The 16,577-nt window shown below is 36.7% G+C and carries 13 protein-coding genes, 1 riboswitch and 2 other annotated features; of the genes, 4 read left to right on the forward strand and 9 right to left on the reverse strand.

Translation table 11 applies throughout. The features are described from left to right. Positions 1-51: 51 nt before the first annotated feature. Complete coding sequence (locus BR65_RS10555; protein WP_034538120.1) at positions 52-498, forward strand: Lrp/AsnC family transcriptional regulator; 447 nt, start codon at positions 52-54, stop codon at positions 496-498. A gap of 370 nt (positions 499-868) precedes the next feature. Here BR65_RS10555 and BR65_RS10560 read toward each other — a convergent pair whose 3' ends face one another. From BR65_RS10560 to BR65_RS10575, 4 genes are all read right to left on the reverse strand, one after another. Continuing rightward, positions 869-2,113, reverse strand: a complete 1,245-nt coding sequence (locus tag BR65_RS10560; RefSeq protein ID WP_034538121.1) for a glutamate-5-semialdehyde dehydrogenase — start codon at positions 2,111-2,113, stop codon at positions 869-871. A gap of 18 nt (positions 2,114-2,131) precedes the next feature. Next, positions 2,132-2,959 carry a glutamate 5-kinase gene (gene proB, locus BR65_RS10565; protein WP_156098865.1) on the reverse strand — a complete coding sequence of 276 codons (828 nt, stop codon included), beginning with the start codon at positions 2,957-2,959 and terminating at the stop codon, positions 2,132-2,134. A 448-nt stretch (positions 2,960-3,407) separates the two neighbouring features. Continuing rightward, the gene (locus BR65_RS10570) at positions 3,408-6,050 is read right to left on the reverse strand and encodes a cation-translocating P-type ATPase (protein ID WP_034538123.1); all 2,643 of its coding nucleotides are present in this window, start codon (positions 6,048-6,050) and stop codon (positions 3,408-3,410) included. A 575-nt stretch (positions 6,051-6,625) separates the two neighbouring features. After that, on the reverse strand, positions 6,626-7,144 hold the full coding sequence (locus tag BR65_RS10575) for a type 1 glutamine amidotransferase domain-containing protein (protein ID WP_023176727.1): 519 nt from the start codon (positions 7,142-7,144) through the stop codon (positions 6,626-6,628). A 167-nt stretch (positions 7,145-7,311) separates the two neighbouring features. On the opposite strand from BR65_RS10575, the gene mgsA reads away from it, so the two are divergent. Beyond that, positions 7,312-7,731, forward strand: coding sequence for a methylglyoxal synthase (mgsA, locus tag BR65_RS10580; RefSeq protein WP_034538125.1), 420 nt, complete (start codon positions 7,312-7,314; stop codon positions 7,729-7,731). Positions 7,732-7,773: 42 nt separating this feature from the next. Here mgsA and BR65_RS10585 read toward each other — a convergent pair whose 3' ends face one another. From BR65_RS10585 to BR65_RS10605, 5 genes are all read right to left on the reverse strand, one after another. Beyond that, the gene (locus BR65_RS10585) at positions 7,774-10,323 is read right to left on the reverse strand and encodes a vitamin B12-dependent ribonucleotide reductase (RefSeq protein ID WP_023176729.1); all 2,550 of its coding nucleotides are present in this window, start codon (positions 10,321-10,323) and stop codon (positions 7,774-7,776) included. A 230-nt stretch (positions 10,324-10,553) separates the two neighbouring features. Further along, positions 10,554-11,750 (reverse strand): amidohydrolase, encoded by a 1,197-nt coding sequence (locus tag BR65_RS10590; RefSeq protein ID WP_034538126.1) that lies wholly within the window; start codon positions 11,748-11,750, stop codon positions 10,554-10,556. 71 nt (positions 11,751-11,821) lie between these two features. Next, positions 11,822-12,646 carry a MetQ/NlpA family ABC transporter substrate-binding protein gene (locus BR65_RS10595; RefSeq protein ID WP_034538128.1) on the reverse strand — a complete coding sequence of 275 codons (825 nt, stop codon included), beginning with the start codon at positions 12,644-12,646 and terminating at the stop codon, positions 11,822-11,824. Positions 12,647-12,666: 20 nt separating this feature from the next. After that, a complete protein-coding gene (locus BR65_RS10600) occupies positions 12,667-13,347 on the reverse strand; it encodes a methionine ABC transporter permease (protein WP_034538130.1) in 681 nt (226 codons plus the stop codon). 14 nt (positions 13,348-13,361) lie between these two features. Next, a complete protein-coding gene (locus BR65_RS10605; RefSeq protein WP_034538131.1) occupies positions 13,362-14,435 on the reverse strand; it encodes a methionine ABC transporter ATP-binding protein in 1,074 nt (357 codons plus the stop codon). Between the two features lie 56 nt (positions 14,436-14,491). Then, positions 14,492-14,748, reverse strand: a binding site (T-box leader). A gap of 57 nt (positions 14,749-14,805) precedes the next feature. Beyond that, positions 14,806-15,083 (reverse strand) — a binding site (T-box leader). A gap of 160 nt (positions 15,084-15,243) precedes the next feature. Beyond that, a riboswitch (THF riboswitch) is annotated at positions 15,244-15,346 on the forward strand. 41 nt (positions 15,347-15,387) lie between these two features. Here BR65_RS10605 and BR65_RS10610 point away from each other — a divergent pair. Beyond that, entirely contained in the window at positions 15,388-15,903 is a 516-nt protein-coding gene (locus BR65_RS10610) for a folate family ECF transporter S component (RefSeq protein WP_034538132.1), read from the forward strand. 186 nt (positions 15,904-16,089) lie between these two features. Then, positions 16,090-16,557, forward strand: a complete 468-nt coding sequence (locus tag BR65_RS10615) for an NUDIX domain-containing protein (RefSeq protein WP_034538133.1) — start codon at positions 16,090-16,092, stop codon at positions 16,555-16,557. Positions 16,558-16,577 lie beyond the last annotated feature (20 nt).

Raw genomic sequence — 16,577 nt, forward strand, 5'->3', positions numbered from 1 at the left:
CTAAATGTATAATCTTAATAGAAAGAGAATCTGTGAAAAGGATGGGATAAAATGGACAACATTGATAGACATATTATTCAATTATTAGAAGGTAACGCACGAGCGTCATTGAAAGAAATTGCAGCTGAAACATTTTTATCTTCACCTGCTGTGTCTGCACGGATTTCACGTTTAGAGAGAGAAGAAATTATTACAGGCTATACCGCTCAAGTAAATTTACACAAATTAGGTTACCATATCACTGCATTTATAAATCTTGAACTGAGCCCTAAACAAAAGCCGACATTTTATCCATTTGTCAAAAAATGTCCAAATATATTAGAATGTAATTGTGTAACCGGAGAATATTCGATGCTTTTAAAGGTGGCTTTCCCAAGTACAGTTGAGCTGGACGGATTTATCGGAGAACTGCAGCAATTTGGTAAAACATATACGCAAATTGTTTTTTCGACTAGTGTCGAACCTAGAGGGATTCAATTAGGAGAACAGGGAGAATAAAATCAAGTGAAAGTGTTAGTTAAAACTTATTCCCATTTGTGTTAGCCATTTTCAGCAAAGTGGGAATGAGTTTTCTTTGAAGGGTCTACTTTTTCTAACCCTTCTGATTGTCTGGAGGAGTGACTCTTCCATGTAATGACCTTTCACGAAAAAGTGGAGCGAGAAATTAGTGTCACTCATCTATGGAATGGCTCTCCACGTAAGAGTAGCATCTAAAAATGATAGTCACTTTTATGTCAAAGTTAGTTTCACGAAAAAGTGACTACAAAAAAAGACTTCACTTTTCCGTAGAAAAGTGAAAGTCTTTTTTAATCAGAAGTTAAGGTGTATCCCAAATTTTTATCCTGTAGTTTATTAATAAAAGATAGGTTTAACGAATTTGACCTTCACCGAAAATGATGTATTTAGATGAAGTTAATTCAGTAAGTCCCATTGGACCTCGAGCATGTAATTTTTGAGTGCTTATACCGATCTCTGCACCGAATCCAAATTCAAATCCATCTGTAAAACGTGTAGAGGCGTTAATGTAAACAGCAGCAGAGTCTACCTCACGATGGAACTGCATACCTGCAGCGTAATTATCTGTCACAATAACTTCAGAATGGCCAGTACTATACCGATCAATGTGTTCAATTGCTTCGTCTAAAGAAGATACTACTTTGACAGCTAAAATAAAATCTAAGAATTCTGTTTCCCAATCTTCTTGAGTAGCAGGAATCGCATGTTGCAGATAAGAGAGAGCTTTTTCATCTGCTCTTAATTCAACATGCCAAGGTGCCAATGCTTTTTCAATCACAGGTAAGAAAGTTTCTGCTACATCTTCATGAATCAACAATGTTTCAGCAGCATTGCATACAGAAGGTCTAGAACATTTTGCATTTACGATAATATCGGTTGCCATAGTTAATTGAGCATCTTTATCGATATAGACATGGCAGTTACCGGTTCCTGTTTCAATGACAGGAACGGTTGCTGTTTCTAATACTGTTTGAATCAATTTTGCACCACCACGTGGGATCAAAACATCCAAGTAACGATTTAATCGCATCATTTCTTTAGAGCTTTCACGAGTGGTATCTTCAACCAATTGAATCGTTGTTGGAGGAAATACAGTTGGTTGAAGCGCATCTTGTAAGATGTGAACTAAAGCTTTATTTGAATAGATAGCTTCTTTACCACCGCGTAAAATGACCGCATTTCCAGCTTTGAAACACAGAGATCCGGCATCCGTGGTTACGTTTGGTCGAGACTCATAGATGATCCCAATCACACCTAAAGGAACACGTTGTTTGCCAATCGTTAAACCAGCTTCATTTTGCCACATTCCATCAACTTGTCCGATGGGATCTGGCAATTCTGCTATCTCAAGGATTCCATCGGCCATAGCTTTAATGCGTTCTTCAGTTAAGACTAAACGATCAATCATGTTTTCTGATATCCCATTTTCTTTAGCAGCAATTAAATCTAATTTATTTGCTGTAAGAATGGTTTCAGTGTGATCAACTAAAGCTTGGCTCATTAGTTTTAAAGCATCATTTTTTTCTGATGATGTAGCTCTTGCAAGCGAGCGTGCCGCTTTCTTCGCTTTTTCACCTAGTTGGATCAAAGTTTCCATAAAAACTCTCCTTTTAATTTAGTCAGCAGAAAATAATGTTCCTATTTCTTTGCCTTCAATAATATCAAAAATAATCGTGGGGTCTTCACCGTTAGCCAATACCATTTGACTGGAATTTTTTAAAATATGATTAGCAGCGATCAACTTGGTAGACATTCCGCCAGTTCCGTAGCTTGATCCTTTTCCACCAGCAAGAGTGTATAGCTCATCGGTGATGGCATGAACTTCATGAAATAAAACCGCATCAGGTTCATCATTTGGATTCTTATTATAAAAGCCATTAATATCAGATAACATGATCAATAAATCAGCAGCAGTAATCTCTGCAACAATAGCCGATAAGCGATCATTATCACCAAATTTAGTCAGATGATCTAATTCTTCCACGGCAACAGTGTCATTTTCATTTACGATAGGAATAATGCCTTTAATCAGAAGCTGTTCAAATGTGTTAATCGCATTTAGTCGACTAGTTGGAAACTCGATTATATCTCGTGTCATTAAGACTTGTCCGACGATTTGTCCGTAGCTGTGAAAGAATTTACTGTACAAATTCATTAATTCCGTTTGTCCTACGGAAGCTACAGCTTGCTGTTCAGGAATCGTTTTTGGTCGTTCAGTCAGTTGCAGGTGAGAAATACCAACTCCAACAGCTCCAGAAGATACTAAAATAACTTCTTTTCCTTGGTTTTTTAAATCGGATAAAACAAAAGCTAATTTTTCTAAGCGTTGTAGATTGATGGTGCCATTAGGATACATAATTGTACTGGTTCCAACTTTTACAACGATACGTTTACAAGAAGATAATAATTGTCGAGAAGTAGTCGTCATTTTTTTTTCATCCATTCTATTCTTAATGACCCCTAAAAACTTTGGTTTGATTTAATAGGTCTATTTATAAAATCATTAGCCATTCTATTCCCTTTATTTTACCAGTTTCTGGGATGAAAAACTAATTTTTCTTATTTCTATATCTTCCGATGTAGAAAGAGAAGTCTTCATTTGAGCGTTCTCAATGTATGCAGGAATTTGATAATTTGATGAGATTTGTACTTAAAGGGCACTATATGAACCAAAAATGCCAACTAAAACAAAGTATATGGTACTTAAAGCACTATACGAACCATAATGGTCAACTAAGACGAAGGTTATGGTCCGCAAGAGCATTATACGTATTAAAAGCGGAAAAAAACACCAAGCAGAAAGGCTAATACTAGTCTTTCGCTTGGCGTTTTTTATTTTAATGTCTTCTGTATGAGTTTAGGGACATCAAAATCATTCATTTGCAATAGCTTTAAAAAGGTTTGTTCATCTTATTCATAATAAATTTTTGAAGTTCGCCTACTACAATAATAGCCAACGATAATCCAATAGCAATCATCCAGTGAGTCGTACTTAAAGCAACTAATTCAAAAATACCAGCTAGGAATGGAACTGTAGCTACTAATGTAATCAGTGCAATAGAAAGTAGTGCTAACCAGAATAAACTAGAGTTGGACGTAAGACCAACTTTAAAAATCGACTCTTTACTGCGTGCATTGAAAATATGCAAGACAGAAGACCAACCAAGAATTAAGAAAGCCATTGTTTGACCAACTGCATGACTTGCGGTAATGGAAGAATCAACATCAATAAATGAACCAACATAAAATCCGATGAGTGTCGTAACTGTGAAAGTGAGAGCTGCGATAGCAATGTTACGATATCCGCCTTTAGCGAAGATGCTTTCACCTTTAGCAGTTGGTTCATTAGACATAATAGTTGGATCAGCTTTTTCTCTGCTTAATGCAAAACCAGGAATTCCATCCGCTACTACATTAACAAATAGTAATTGAATCGCAATAACAGGTAATCCCCATCCCATAATGACAGCAATTAACATAATGAAAATTTCTGAAATATTACATGATAATAAGAAGTATACGGTTTTTTTGATGTTTTCATAAACACGTCTGCCTTCTTCAACAGCATGAACAATGGTATCAAATTTGTCATCGGTTAAAATCATGTCAGAAGCACTTTTAGCTACTTCAGTACCAGTAATTCCCATGGCAGTACCAACATCAGCCGCTTTTAAGGCAGGTGCATCATTGACACCGTCTCCGGTCATGGCGACAACATCCCCATGTGATTGCCATGCTTTAACGATTCGAATTTTATCTTCGGGAGAAACACGTGCATAAACGGAATAATCACGAATCGTTTCTTTTAGTTTTTTGTCTGAAAGGTTGCCTAATTCAGCACCTGTGATAGCTTTGTCGCCTTCTTCGAAAATACCGATTTGTTTAGCAATAGCAGAAGCAGTAGCAGCGTGATCTCCTGTGATCATAATCGTCTTGATACCAGCTGATTTGGCTTCTTTAACAGCTTGAATACTTTCTTCTCTTGGTGGATCGATCATTCCTACGATCCCAGCGAACGTAATGCCGCTTTCTAACTCTTCAGGGGATAGATCCTCTGGAAGTTGATCGTATTTTTTATATCCAACAGCTATAACACGTAAAGCATCATTCGCAAATGAATCATGGATAGCTTTCGCTTTTTGACCAACTTCATCTGTAATTGAAGAAAATTCAACTGGCAAACGGTCAAAAGCACCCTTAGTGATTGAAATGTACCCATCTTCTAATTCGTGAACAGTAGTCATCAATTTACGACCAGAGTCAAAAGGAATCTCGTGTACACGTGGATAAGTTTCATCTAGCTCGTTCTTTGGCAATCCTTTTTTCTGTAACAAGCGAATAATGGCTGTTTCAGTAGGGTCACCGCTGATAACTTCTTCGCCATCACGATCTTCAATTGTAGCATTTGAAGCTAGGCTCATCATTTTGAGTACCCATTTTTCATCTTCGCCAAATTCATTTTTAACTTCAATGGGTTTATGTGGAAAAGCCCATAATTTTTGTATCGTCATTTGGTTTTGAGTTAATGTGCCGGTTTTATCTGAAGCGATAACAGAAGCACTGCCTAGTGTTTCGACGGAAGGGATAGTTCGAATAATGGCGTTACGGTCAACCATGTTTTGAACACCGTAAGCTAGTGAGATCGTAACAATAACGGGTAAAGTTTCAGGAACTGCAGCAACAGCAAGAGATACAGCAGTCATTAGACTTGTAATAAAAGCTTCACCTTGAAAGAAACTTAAGGTGAAAATAATAATACCTGCCACTAGAGCTAACACACTTACTTGTTTTCCTAAACGATCCATTCTTGATTGTAAGGGTGTTTTACCTTGTTTAGTACTATTTAATAAGTTAGCAACAGAACCCATTTCGGTATCCATACCTGTAGTGACGACAATTGCTTTTGCTCGTCCATTAGTAACCAAAGTTCCCGAAAAAACAGTATTAAATACATCTCCAACTGGGCTGTCTTCTTCAACTTCTGCATTTTCGTCTTTTTCAACGGGCACACTTTCTCCAGTCAAAGCCGATTCTTCTACTTGTAAATCACTACTAGAAATTAAACGAGCATCTGCAGGAATTTGATCTCCGGCTTCTAATAATAAAATATCTCCAGGGACCAAATCAGCTGCTTCAATAACCTCTTCTTGGTCATTTCGTATCACTCGTGCTTGTGGAGCAGATAAACTTTGTAGCGAAGCTAAAGCTTTTTCGGCTTTGCCTTCTTGTCGGATAGCAATGATGACGTTGATTAAAATAATAGAGAAAATTACGATAGGTTCTGAGAAATCGTCGGGGTGTTCAGTGATGGCAATATAAGTTGAGATAATTCCAGCTAGGATCAAGATAATAACTGTAACATCTTTTAATTGATCAATAACTTTTGAAAATAAAGAAATACTTTCTTCTTCATCAAATTGGTTGGCACCAAATTGTTTTTTATGCTGTTCTACTTCTTTTGAGGTTAACCCTTTTTCTGAGTTACTATTGAACTGGTTTACAATAGATTCTATTTTTTTTGTTCTGAATTCCATAACATTCCTCCTGATAAGTATTTTTTTTATAGGGTCTTTTCAAAGCAAGCAACCACTTGTTTGCTGCTTAAGTATATCAAAAATTTTTAGTTTTTGTCAAGTTGTAAGCTTGATAAAAGACAGCAGTGGCGTGAGAAAAGACAAAATTAAGTAAAATAAAAGAAAAATTTAAATAAATAATAAAAAAACCACCCATTAGAAAAATGGGTGGTAAAGGAGTCATTACCTTTGCTTTGAGGAGAAAAGGTAATATGAAAATATAAAAAGTTGGTTGTTATTGGTATAGATAAACTATAACGTTAATCTATGAAGAAAATGTGATGATAGTTTTATGATTTTCTTAAAAAGTGTATTTTTAAAGAAGGCTATTTTGATGTTTCTAAAATAAAAAAAGCTATCTCAATTAAGAGATAGCTAGGGGGTAAGACTCTTTTCAATAGGGGGAGAAAAGAGAGTGAAAAATAAATTCAGTTTTAAATAAACAACTTTTATAGTTTACCACAGTCAACTAATTGTCATATGACAAAAAAGTAAAAGTTTTAGTTGAATTAAATTAGAAACTACTTATTTAAACATTACTTATCTAAAGCGGCTACGATTGCTTTATTGAAAGCTGGAAGATCATCAGGTGTACGGCTGGAGATAATACCACTTTCGTCTTCCACAACTTCACTATCTTCAAATAACGCACCTGCATTTTTCAAATCAACTCCGACTTGTTTGACAGCAGTCATTTTTTTACCCTTGACTACTTCAGCATTAATTAAAAGCTGAGGCCCATGGCAAATCGAAAAAATAGGTTTTTTTGCATCAGCAAAGGCCTTAGTGAAAGCTAAAAAGCGATCATCTGATCTTAATTGATCGGGTGAAAAACCACCAGGAATTAAAAGTGCGTCAAAATCTTCCGGTGAAACTTCATCAATGCCTTTATCAATAGTAATGGTAGCTTCTCCTTTTTTTCCTTTAACGGTATTGCCTGCTTTTTTCTCAATCGTAATAACTTGGTGTCCTGCATTTGTTAAAGCTTCTTTTGGCGATGTGAATTCAACATCTTCAAATAAATTGGTCACTACTGTTGCAATTTTCTTTCCCATGTATAATCCCTCTTTCCTTATAGTTTAACTACAATTAGTGTAACGCAGACCAAAAAGGTCTTCAAGTGAAAGGGCTTCTAAGGCGAGAATGCTTGGAAGTTTAGACTTATCTTTTTTTTCAAGTAAGTGTTATCATTGAATAAAGTTAGGAATGGAGTTGATCATATATGAACATTGCTTTTATTGCACATGATAAGAAAAAAGATGAAATGGTAAAACTAACTACAGCATATAAAGAAATTATCAAAGATCATCAAATATTTGCTACAGGAACGACTGGACAACGAATCATTGATGCAACTGGTTTAGAAGTACATCGCTTTAAATCTGGCCCACTTGGAGGCGATCAACAAATAGGGGCGTATGTATCTGACAACAAAATTGATTTAGTTATTTTTCTGAGAGATCCTTTAACAGCACAGCCTCACGAACCCGATATATCAGCATTGTTAAGACTATGTGATGTTTATGAAATACCCTTGGCAACAAACCTTGGAACGAGTGAAGTGTTACTAAGAGGTTTAGGAAATGGTTTTATTGAATGGCGTAAAACACAACGTGAAGCCCAATTAAAAGAATTTGAATAAAAAAAGATGGAGTTGGGACAAAAGTCTCAACTCCATTTATGTTTATAATCCACATTTAAGTTGGGCATTACAATTGGTACACGTATTGCAGCCACCTAAATCTTCAACCGTTCCTTGTCGACAGATAGGACAAGTATCGCCAACCTCATTGCCATAGTTATTCGCTTCTTTAACAGTACCTGTTTGAAGTGGTTGATGCTCTGAAGACGGTGCTTCTTTTGTTATTTCTTCATCCCAAATCGTTTCTTCAGCTTTTAATGTCAGTACTTGTGTATCACGGCTTCCATCTACATAAACCGTACCGCCTTTTGCCCCACCTCTATAAAGACGCTCATAAATTTTTTGAACTTGTTCAACCGTATAACCTTTAGGAGCATTGACTGTTTTAGAAATAGAACTGTCGACCCAGCGTTGAATGGTACATTGAACATCAACATGAGCTTCAGGTTTTAAACTCATGGCAGATACAAATTGTTTTGGCAATCTTTCAGGATCGGCTTCTGGATGTTGATCAAGGTATTCTTGGACGATATCAGCTTTTACTTCGATAAACTTGCCTAAACGTCCGCTTCTGAAATAACTAAATGAGAAGTAAGGTTCAAGTCCTGTTGAAACGCCCACCATTGTTCCTGTTGACCCAGTTGGAGCAACAGTTAATAAATGTGAATTGCGTATCCCATATTTCAATACGCCTTCGTGAATGTGTTCTGGCATTTGCTTCATATACCCCGATTGAAGGAACTGTTCTCTTAGTTTAGCTGTCTCTGCTTCAGTTTTCCCAATTAAGAAAGGGAAACTGCCTCGTTCTTTTGCTAATTCAATAGAAGCTTCATACGCTGAAACTGCAATTGTTTCGAAGACTTTATCTACTAATTGATTGCCTTCTTGAGAGCCGTATTCTTTACCACAGTAAATGAGTAAGTCGGCGAGACCCATAATGCCTAAACCAACACGGCGTTCTCCTAAAGCTTGTTTTTCGTTTTCTGCTAAGAAGTAAGGTGTGGCATCAATCACGTTATCTTGCATACGTACACCAACTTGCACAGTTTTCTTTAATTTATCAAAATTGACTGTTCCAGATTCTTTATCGGCCATTTCGGCTAAGTTAACGGCTGCTAGATTACAAACAGAATAAGGAGCGAGAGGCTGTTCGCCGCAAGGGTTAGTTGCAACGACTTTTTGCCCATAGGCAGCAGCATTCGTCATCTTATTTGCATTATCAATAAAGAAAATACCCGGCTCAGCAGAGTAGGTAGCACAAATAGTGATGAGTTTCCATAATTCGCGAGCCTTTATTGTTCGGTAAGTATGAATGCCATGTCCTGAAGCTTCCCATTCACGGACGTCTCCAATTTCTGACCAATTAGTGTTGTATTCTTCCATTTCCTCTGGGCTGTATGTTTCTACGGCAGGAAAGCGAAGAGTATAATCAGTGTCCTTTTCAACAGCTTCCATGAAATCAGTCGTCAAACAAACTGAAATATTTGCTCCTGATAAAAAGTCAGGGTCATGAACACTATAGGAGCCGCCTATTTTTAATTTAGCAGCTGCTTCTTTCATTGTCGCTGCATCAAATCCACCACGCCCGGGCATATTTTTATAATTTAAAATAGTTTGATACATAGCAGTTTCGTGTTCTGAAAGAGGAGTGAATTTCAACTTTTCATTAGCTAGCTTCTTTATTTGAGCGTCTGTGGTATTTTCAATTAAATAACGTAAAATACGTGGGTTTTGCATTTTTGAAATAATAAATTCAAGAATATCTGGATGCCAATCTGTTAACATAATCATCTGTGCTCCACGACGGCTGCCACCCTGTTCAACCAAGTGAGTTAATTTCGCAATATCGTCTAGCCAAGAAACAGCTCCTGATGATTTTCCATTAACCCCACGCGCTAAAGTATGACGCGGACGAAGAGTAGAACCATTAGTACCAACACCGCCGCCACGACTCATGATTTCCATCACTTGTTTTCGATGATCCGAAATACCTTCACGAGAGTCAGGGACAAAAGGCATAACGTAACAATTAAAATAAGTGACATCCGTTTTCGAACCTGCACCATACAAAACGCGTCCTGCAGGGATAAAATTCAAGTTTTTTAATTCTTCATAAAAGGCATTATAAGCAGCTTTTCTTTTTTCAGGAGTCGATTCTATAGCGGATAAGCCAGTCGCATTTCGTTTAGCAATTTGTTCATAAAAAATTTCAAGCGGTTTTTCAATCACATCTAAGCTGCAAGTAATGATTCCAGTTTTTTGCTCATACTCATCTTCAATGGATCCTCGGAATTCCTCATCAATCAAAATTGAAGCAGTATGTTGAGAATGGTTGATCTGTGTAACAAATCCAGTTCCTCTTGTAGGGTATTGCGGGTCTGGCTTAACCGTTAAAACAACTAAATCTCCTATAGAAAGAGTAGATTTAGAGAGGTCTTTAAAGGAATACCGATCTAACATAACTAAGCGAGAAACCCCTTTATAGGTTAAGTTCATATCATCAGTTATCGGATAGACTTGAGGAAAAGCTTGAATGTCTTCATTTAACTTGTTAACATCTATTGTTGCTTTTGCGTAGATATTTGCAATCATGGGTACCACTCCTTAATAAAATATGTATGTAAATCAATAGATAACAGTAAAAAAGGGTAGTAAGTGTAACATCCTTTTTTTCTATATGTTGTTACCTGAAATATATTTTACACTACATGTTGTGTTTTTTCATTAACTAAAAATTTTGTGAGAAATAGAAGACAAAAAAAAGAAGCGAAAAACAACTCGCTTCAATCTTTTTCAGAAAATAAGTTCTGAATTTTTTTTATTTACCGTTCATTTAAAAAATCTAGAGCATATCTGACATGTAATTCTGTGGCTATAGCTAATCCGCTTTCGTCAATATCAAAATTTTCATGATGATGCCCGTACCAAGTTTCTGGGTTAGCTGGGTTCTTAGTTCCAACACGAGCATAAACACCTTGCGCAACAGCTAAGAAGTCAGCAAAGTCATCTGCTCCTAAACTTTTGGGATTATCTTGAATAATATTATCTGCTCCTACAATGTCTGTACCAACACGAGCAGCACGACTTGCAGCGGTTTGATTATTGATAAGAGGAGCTGCTGCATCATAATTCTCAAATTCAATTGATGTGCGATGAGCTTTGGCGACATCTCGTGCAACACGTTCAACAGCTGCTAATACAAATTGGCGTGTTTCGTGGCTAAATGTACGAACCGTACCTTCAAGGGAAGCTTCATTTGCAATAATGTTATAACGAGTTCCGGCGTTTAAGACTCCTACAGCAACAACTACATTATCTAAAGGGCTGACTTCTCGAGCCACAATACTTTGCAATTCGATCGTTATGGCAGCAGCTGTTAAAAGAGCATCTCTTCCTAAATCTGGTCTAGCCGCATGACCGCTTTCGCCTTTGACCCTAATCTTAAAAATATCACAAGAAGCATTTGTTGGACCAGCAGTAGCAACGATTTTTCCAGTCTCGATAGAGGAGTCGACGTGTATACCAAAAACTTGATCGACATCGTTAACAAATCCACCCGCTACAAATTGTCGTGCTCCAGCTCCGATTTCTTCAGCTTGTTGAAAAGCTAATTTAATGGTCCCTGAAAAGTCAGCTTCATGGTTTTTTAAAATTTTTGCAGCCCCTAATAAAGCTGATGTGTGAGCATCATGGCCACATGCATGATGTAATCCTTTTTTAGTTGATTTATAAGGTTTGTCTTTAGCATCCTCTAATTCAAGAGCATCAATATCTGCCCGTAAGAGAATCGTTTTTCCTAGTCCTTTTTTACCAACAATCGTCCCGATAGCTCCAGTTTCACCAACAGATTCGTAAGGGATAGATAGTTTGTCTAATTCATTTTTGATAAATTTGATTGTTTCGTATTCTTTTAGACTTGGCTCAGGATGTTGATGAAGGTAACGGCGTAATGCGATGACCTCTTGAGCTCCTTGTTGAACTTCTTCTTGTAACGTAACTTTTGTAAGTGCTGTTGACATAATAAATCATCCTTTCTGAATGGGGTTAGTTTTAATGTGTGCCGTAAAGGAAACTAGTTACTTGCGTTCCTTTACCACACTGGAATAGAAGAGCCTTTTGATGTTTCTTCGATGACTTCTTTAGTATCTTCTGCTTGGTAAGCTTCTATAATCTTTTTGAAAACTTCATTATCTTTATCTTCTTCTCTTGAAACAATCGCATTGTAGTATGGATCAGAGGAATCAGTAACTGGTTCTAAGAACACAGCATCTTCAGTAGGAATGAATCCGGCGTCTACAGCCATTCCGCTATTAATGACGGAAGCTGTTACATCTTCTAAAGCGCGTGCTGTTTGAGAAGAATCTAGTGTTTCAAATGTTAAATTCAAAGGATTAGAGGTAATATCTTCAACTACAGGAACTTGGCCTTTTGAAGGATCAACTTCAATCAAACCAGCTGTTTGAAGTAAGAGTAAAGCTCGTCCTTCATTTGAAACATCGTTTGGAATGGCAATCACATCATTCTCTTTTATCTCAGAGACATCTTGAATCTTTGATGAATAAATACCAAGTGGCGCAATAACCGTATCGGCAATGGCCACTAAGTTTTCACCATGATCTTCATTAAAAGCTTCCATGAAAATTTTCGTTTGAAAAGAATTCAACTCTAATTCGCCTTCAGCAAGAGCTACGTTTGGTGTAGCATAGTCTGTAAATTTGACTAGCTCAATTTCAATATCTTCTGCGGCTAATTTTTCTTTAACAAACTCCCAAACTTCATTCACTTCTCCAACAACACCAATTTTAATGGGCTCAGATTCTTCAACCTCTGAAGTAGTGTTCGTTCCACAAGCGGTTGTTACAAGAAGCCCTAATGCTAAAGTTAATCCTAAAAAACCTTTTTTTATTCTGTTCATCTTTTTTCCTCCAATGTCATCTAGTGACTCGTTTTTTTGATTAAAGCATTTCCAATAAATTGACTAATGAATACAATAATTAAGATAATAGCAGTGGCGACTAACGTTACATCTCCTTGGAAACGATTGTAGCCTCTGGCAATGGCTAAGTTACCTAATCCTCCGCCACCGATTGCTCCTGCCATAGCAGTTAAACCAATCAAATTAATAATGGTAACAGAAGAGACACGAATGATAGCTGTCAGTCCTTCTTTTAAATAAACACGAAAAATGATTTCTAAAGGACTGGATCCCATTGATTCGGCAGCTTCTATAACGCCAGAATCAACTTCTAAAAGAGCATTTTGAATTTGTCTAGCAAAGAATGGCACGGTTCCGATAACTAAAGGGACGATAGCAGCTGTTGTACCGATAGATGTATGAGCGATCAAGCGAGTTAAGGGAACAACCAATGCCATCATGATGATAAAAGGCAAAGAACGAAAGAGATTGACGATTTGATCAAGTAGGTTGTAGAGGCGTGGTCGTTCTAAAATCCCACCTCTGTCGGTTACAACAAGTATGACTCCTAAAATCAAGCCAAGAATACCAGCAATCAGCCCTGTAATAATGACCATGTAGAGTGTTTGTAAGGTGCTTTCAATAATTTCATCTCTTAATGGGATAACATTTTCGAAATACGTTGTAAGAAATTCAGACATTTTTATTCACTCCTTTAGATAATATTAGTTTTTTTCTTTAATGGGATAATCTGGTGGTGATGGTGAATCAAGGTTACTTTTACATTTTTTGATTTTAAATAAGCAATAGCTTTATCTCTGCGGCTAGGTTCTCCACTTAAGACAACAATTAGATTTCCAACAGGCGTTTCTTGTAAGATTTCCACATTTCCAAATAAGATATTAGTTGTAACGCCAAACCGAGTTGTTAGTGTAGCAATTAATGGATCACTTGTACTTTCACCAACATAAGAAATATTTGCTAAGACATCATTAGGCTGTAAATCTAGTAGTGTAGGGTGCTTTAAAATATTTTCTAATGCCTGTTCAACATGGGTTGCGGTATTAATAAATTCTTTTGTGATTTTTTCTTTAGGTTCTGTAAAGATGGAAACTAAATCGCCTTCTTCAACGACATGACCATTTTCCATTACAGCCACTTTGTTGCAAATTTCTTTTACGACTTGCATCTCATGGGTGATAATGACGATCGTCAATGCTAATTTTTGGTTCAATTCTTTCAATAATTCCAGAATGGAAAGAGTTGTTTTCGGATCTAAGGCACTTGTGGCTTCATCACATAATAAGACTTCAGGGTCGTTGGCTAACGAACGAGCAATAGCTACACGTTGTTTTTGTCCACCTGATAATTGAGAAGGGTAAGCAACGCTTTTATCGGTTAAACCTACTAAATCTAATAAATCGGCTACTTTCTCTTTTATTTCTGTTTTAGTCAATCCCGATTTTCTTAAAGGATAAGCTACGTTTTCAGCAATTGTGCGAGACCCCATTAAGTTGAAATGCTGAAAAATCATCCCGATTTTCTTACGAGCGGCTCGCAGTTGTTTTGGTTTTAAACTCAGCAGATCCTGATTGGAGACAATAACTGATCCTGCTGTTGGTCGTTGTAGCAGGTTGATCGTGCGAACTAAGGTGCTTTTTCCAGCTCCGCTGTAGCCGACGATTCCAAAAACATCTCCTTTTTTAACGGTCAACTGAACATTTTCTACCGCTTTTATTGTCGTTTCTTTCCCTGCAAATGTGACACTTACATTATTTAATGTAATCATGTGAATTCCTCCTTAAAATAGAAAAAAGCGCTCGTCCATTAACCTACTGCTGTAGATTAAAGGACGAACGCTTTACCGTCGTGTTACCACCTTTATTTGAGTTGATCTCGCAAACAACTCCTTATCAAGTACGAGAAGATTGCTTCTGATACTCTAGCACTGTAATGGGTGCGCCCATGATAGCCTAATGTTTAAAAACACTCGGTATCCCGCTCGGAGGCCATTTTCTCTTCATTCCTGCAAACCTGTTCTCAGCATTCAGGCTCTCTGTTGTTGCATTCTGTGAAAATACTTTTCTCTTCATTGCGTTTAATTATGTAGTTAATAAAATCAAAAAGTCCTTACAAAAAAGCAAATGAATTTGCTTTTTTGTAAGGACGAAAGTCAGTTGTCTGCTTCGTGTTACCACCTTAATTTATAAGTATATTGCTATACTTACCTTATCCAGTACGTCAGACAATAAGTTGTCTTTTTTATACTGTGACACTGTAACGGGTGCTCCCGTAGAAAGCTAACACTTTAATAAGTGATTCGCTAACTCCACTCAAAGACCATCTTCAGTTCAATTTGTCTAACCCATTTTCAGCAATTAACTGGGTTCTCTTTTATAGACGAATATAAACCTACTTTTCTTTTCATAGTGTTTTATCATTTTTTTATCATTAAACTTAACTTGTTCTTAATATACAGAACTTCAAAATAAATGTCAACATGTAATGTATAAAAAGTTTTTTTGTTTGCTACCGGAAACAGAAGGAATATGCTATAGTGAATTAGCCTAAGGAATGAACAATAAGTTAGGTAATAAATCAGAGTAGGAAATAAAGCGTTAAGTGTCGTTGGGATGGGATGTTGCCCGCGAACGAAAAATTGTTTAGACAATTTGCGGTTTTGTTTCTGCATTCGCTGCATAAGATGTTATGTGTGGAGCTCTTCAAAGGAGATCTTCAAAATGAGTAAGAATAAGTACGATGCACGAAGTGTTTCAAAAATTGGGTTATTAATGGCATTAGAGATCGTTCTAACTCAGTTTATTTCGATTGAAACACCAATTGTCCGGATTGGTTTCGGCTTTTTGCCCATTGCCATTATCGGTATGCTTTACGGCCCTTGGATAGCTGGGATGGCTTCAGCTATAACAGATTTAATAGGAACAATACTATTTGGCGGGGGAGTGTTTTTCCCGGGATTTACCTTGTCTGCATTTATCGGCGGAATAATTTATGGTCTGGTTCTTTACAAGAAGCCTAAATCATTAAAGAGAATCATTTTAGCCATAATTTTGGTTGCCATTTTTGTCAATTTAGGTCTCAATACGATCTGGTTAACGATTATGCTAGATAAAGCAATCTTTGTCATTTTCCCAACACGACTAGTGCAAAATCTTGTTTTAGCACCAATTAACATAGCATTGTTATACTTTGTTGTACAAAATAAAACATTGCGAAAAGCAATAGGGATCAACTAAGATTTAATAGAAAACAATAACAAAACATCCAATTTTAAGGCAGTTCAAATTTGAACTGTCTTTTTTAGTGAGCGCAACTTAATAAGTGAAATAAGAAAAAGTAACGGTACTGATTAAGTTTTTATTGATTCTTAAAAGTATAAAGATTAAAATAATGATAATAAAATGAGAAGGTGAAGGTGCGAAATGGGAACGGAAACTTTTGGTGTGAAAATAGATGACCAAGATTATCAGACACGTGTTGGAGTGCACATTGTAATTTTTGACCAAAATAGTAAAAAGATTTTGTTGGTTTCACCCCCTAATGGTTCATATTTATTACCGGGTGGCGAAATTGAGGAAAATGAAACCCATGAAGAAACGGCACAACGTGAAGCAATGGAAGAATTGGGATATGTAATAAAAGTTGGTCCTTTTATAGGAAAGGCTGAAGATTATTATTATTCTAAACATCGCCAACGGTACTATTATAATCCTGCTTATTTTTATGTGGCGCAGTCATGGAAAGCCAGATGCAAGCCATTAGAGGATTTCAATCAATTGGAATGGGCAACTATTCCTGAAGCTTTAGCTAAATTAAAAAGAGGCAGCCACAAATGGGCTGTCGAACAATATGAAAAAAAGTATATGATGACGAGTCAACCAATAGACTAATAACTCTGGTTTATTAGTCA

Source organism: Carnobacterium inhibens subsp. inhibens DSM 13024 (genome assembly GCF_000746825.1).
Classification (GTDB): Bacteria; Bacillota; Bacilli; order Lactobacillales; family Carnobacteriaceae; genus Carnobacterium_B; species Carnobacterium_B inhibens.

Excerpts from the sequence above, each read along its gene's own strand:
- BR65_RS10585 (WP_023176729.1), bottom strand. The coding sequence starts at position 10,323 with ATGATTGCAAATATCTACGCAAAAGCAACAATAGATGTTAACAAGTTA.
- BR65_RS10570 (WP_034538123.1), bottom strand. The coding sequence starts at position 6,050 with ATGGAATTCAGAACAAAAAAAATAGAATCTATTGTAAACCAGTTCAAT.
- BR65_RS10555 (WP_034538120.1), top strand. The coding sequence starts at position 52 with ATGGACAACATTGATAGACATATTATTCAATTATTAGAAGGTAACGCA.
- BR65_RS10610 (WP_034538132.1), top strand. The coding sequence starts at position 15,388 with ATGAGTAAGAATAAGTACGATGCACGAAGTGTTTCAAAAATTGGGTTA.
- BR65_RS10605 (WP_034538131.1), bottom strand. The coding sequence starts at position 14,435 with ATGATTACATTAAATAATGTAAGTGTCACATTTGCAGGGAAAGAAACG.
- BR65_RS10560 (WP_034538121.1), bottom strand. The coding sequence starts at position 2,113 with ATGGAAACTTTGATCCAACTAGGTGAAAAAGCGAAGAAAGCGGCACGC.
- BR65_RS10590 (WP_034538126.1), bottom strand. The coding sequence starts at position 11,750 with ATGTCAACAGCACTTACAAAAGTTACGTTACAAGAAGAAGTTCAACAA.
- proB (WP_156098865.1), bottom strand. The coding sequence starts at position 2,959 with ATGGATGAAAAAAAAATGACGACTACTTCTCGACAATTATTATCTTCT.
- BR65_RS10595 (WP_034538128.1), bottom strand. The coding sequence starts at position 12,646 with ATGAACAGAATAAAAAAAGGTTTTTTAGGATTAACTTTAGCATTAGGG.
- BR65_RS10615 (WP_034538133.1), top strand. The coding sequence starts at position 16,090 with ATGGGAACGGAAACTTTTGGTGTGAAAATAGATGACCAAGATTATCAG.
- mgsA (WP_034538125.1), top strand. The coding sequence starts at position 7,312 with ATGAACATTGCTTTTATTGCACATGATAAGAAAAAAGATGAAATGGTA.
- BR65_RS10600 (WP_034538130.1), bottom strand. The coding sequence starts at position 13,347 with ATGTCTGAATTTCTTACAACGTATTTCGAAAATGTTATCCCATTAAGA.
- BR65_RS10575 (WP_023176727.1), bottom strand. The coding sequence starts at position 7,144 with ATGGGAAAGAAAATTGCAACAGTAGTGACCAATTTATTTGAAGATGTT.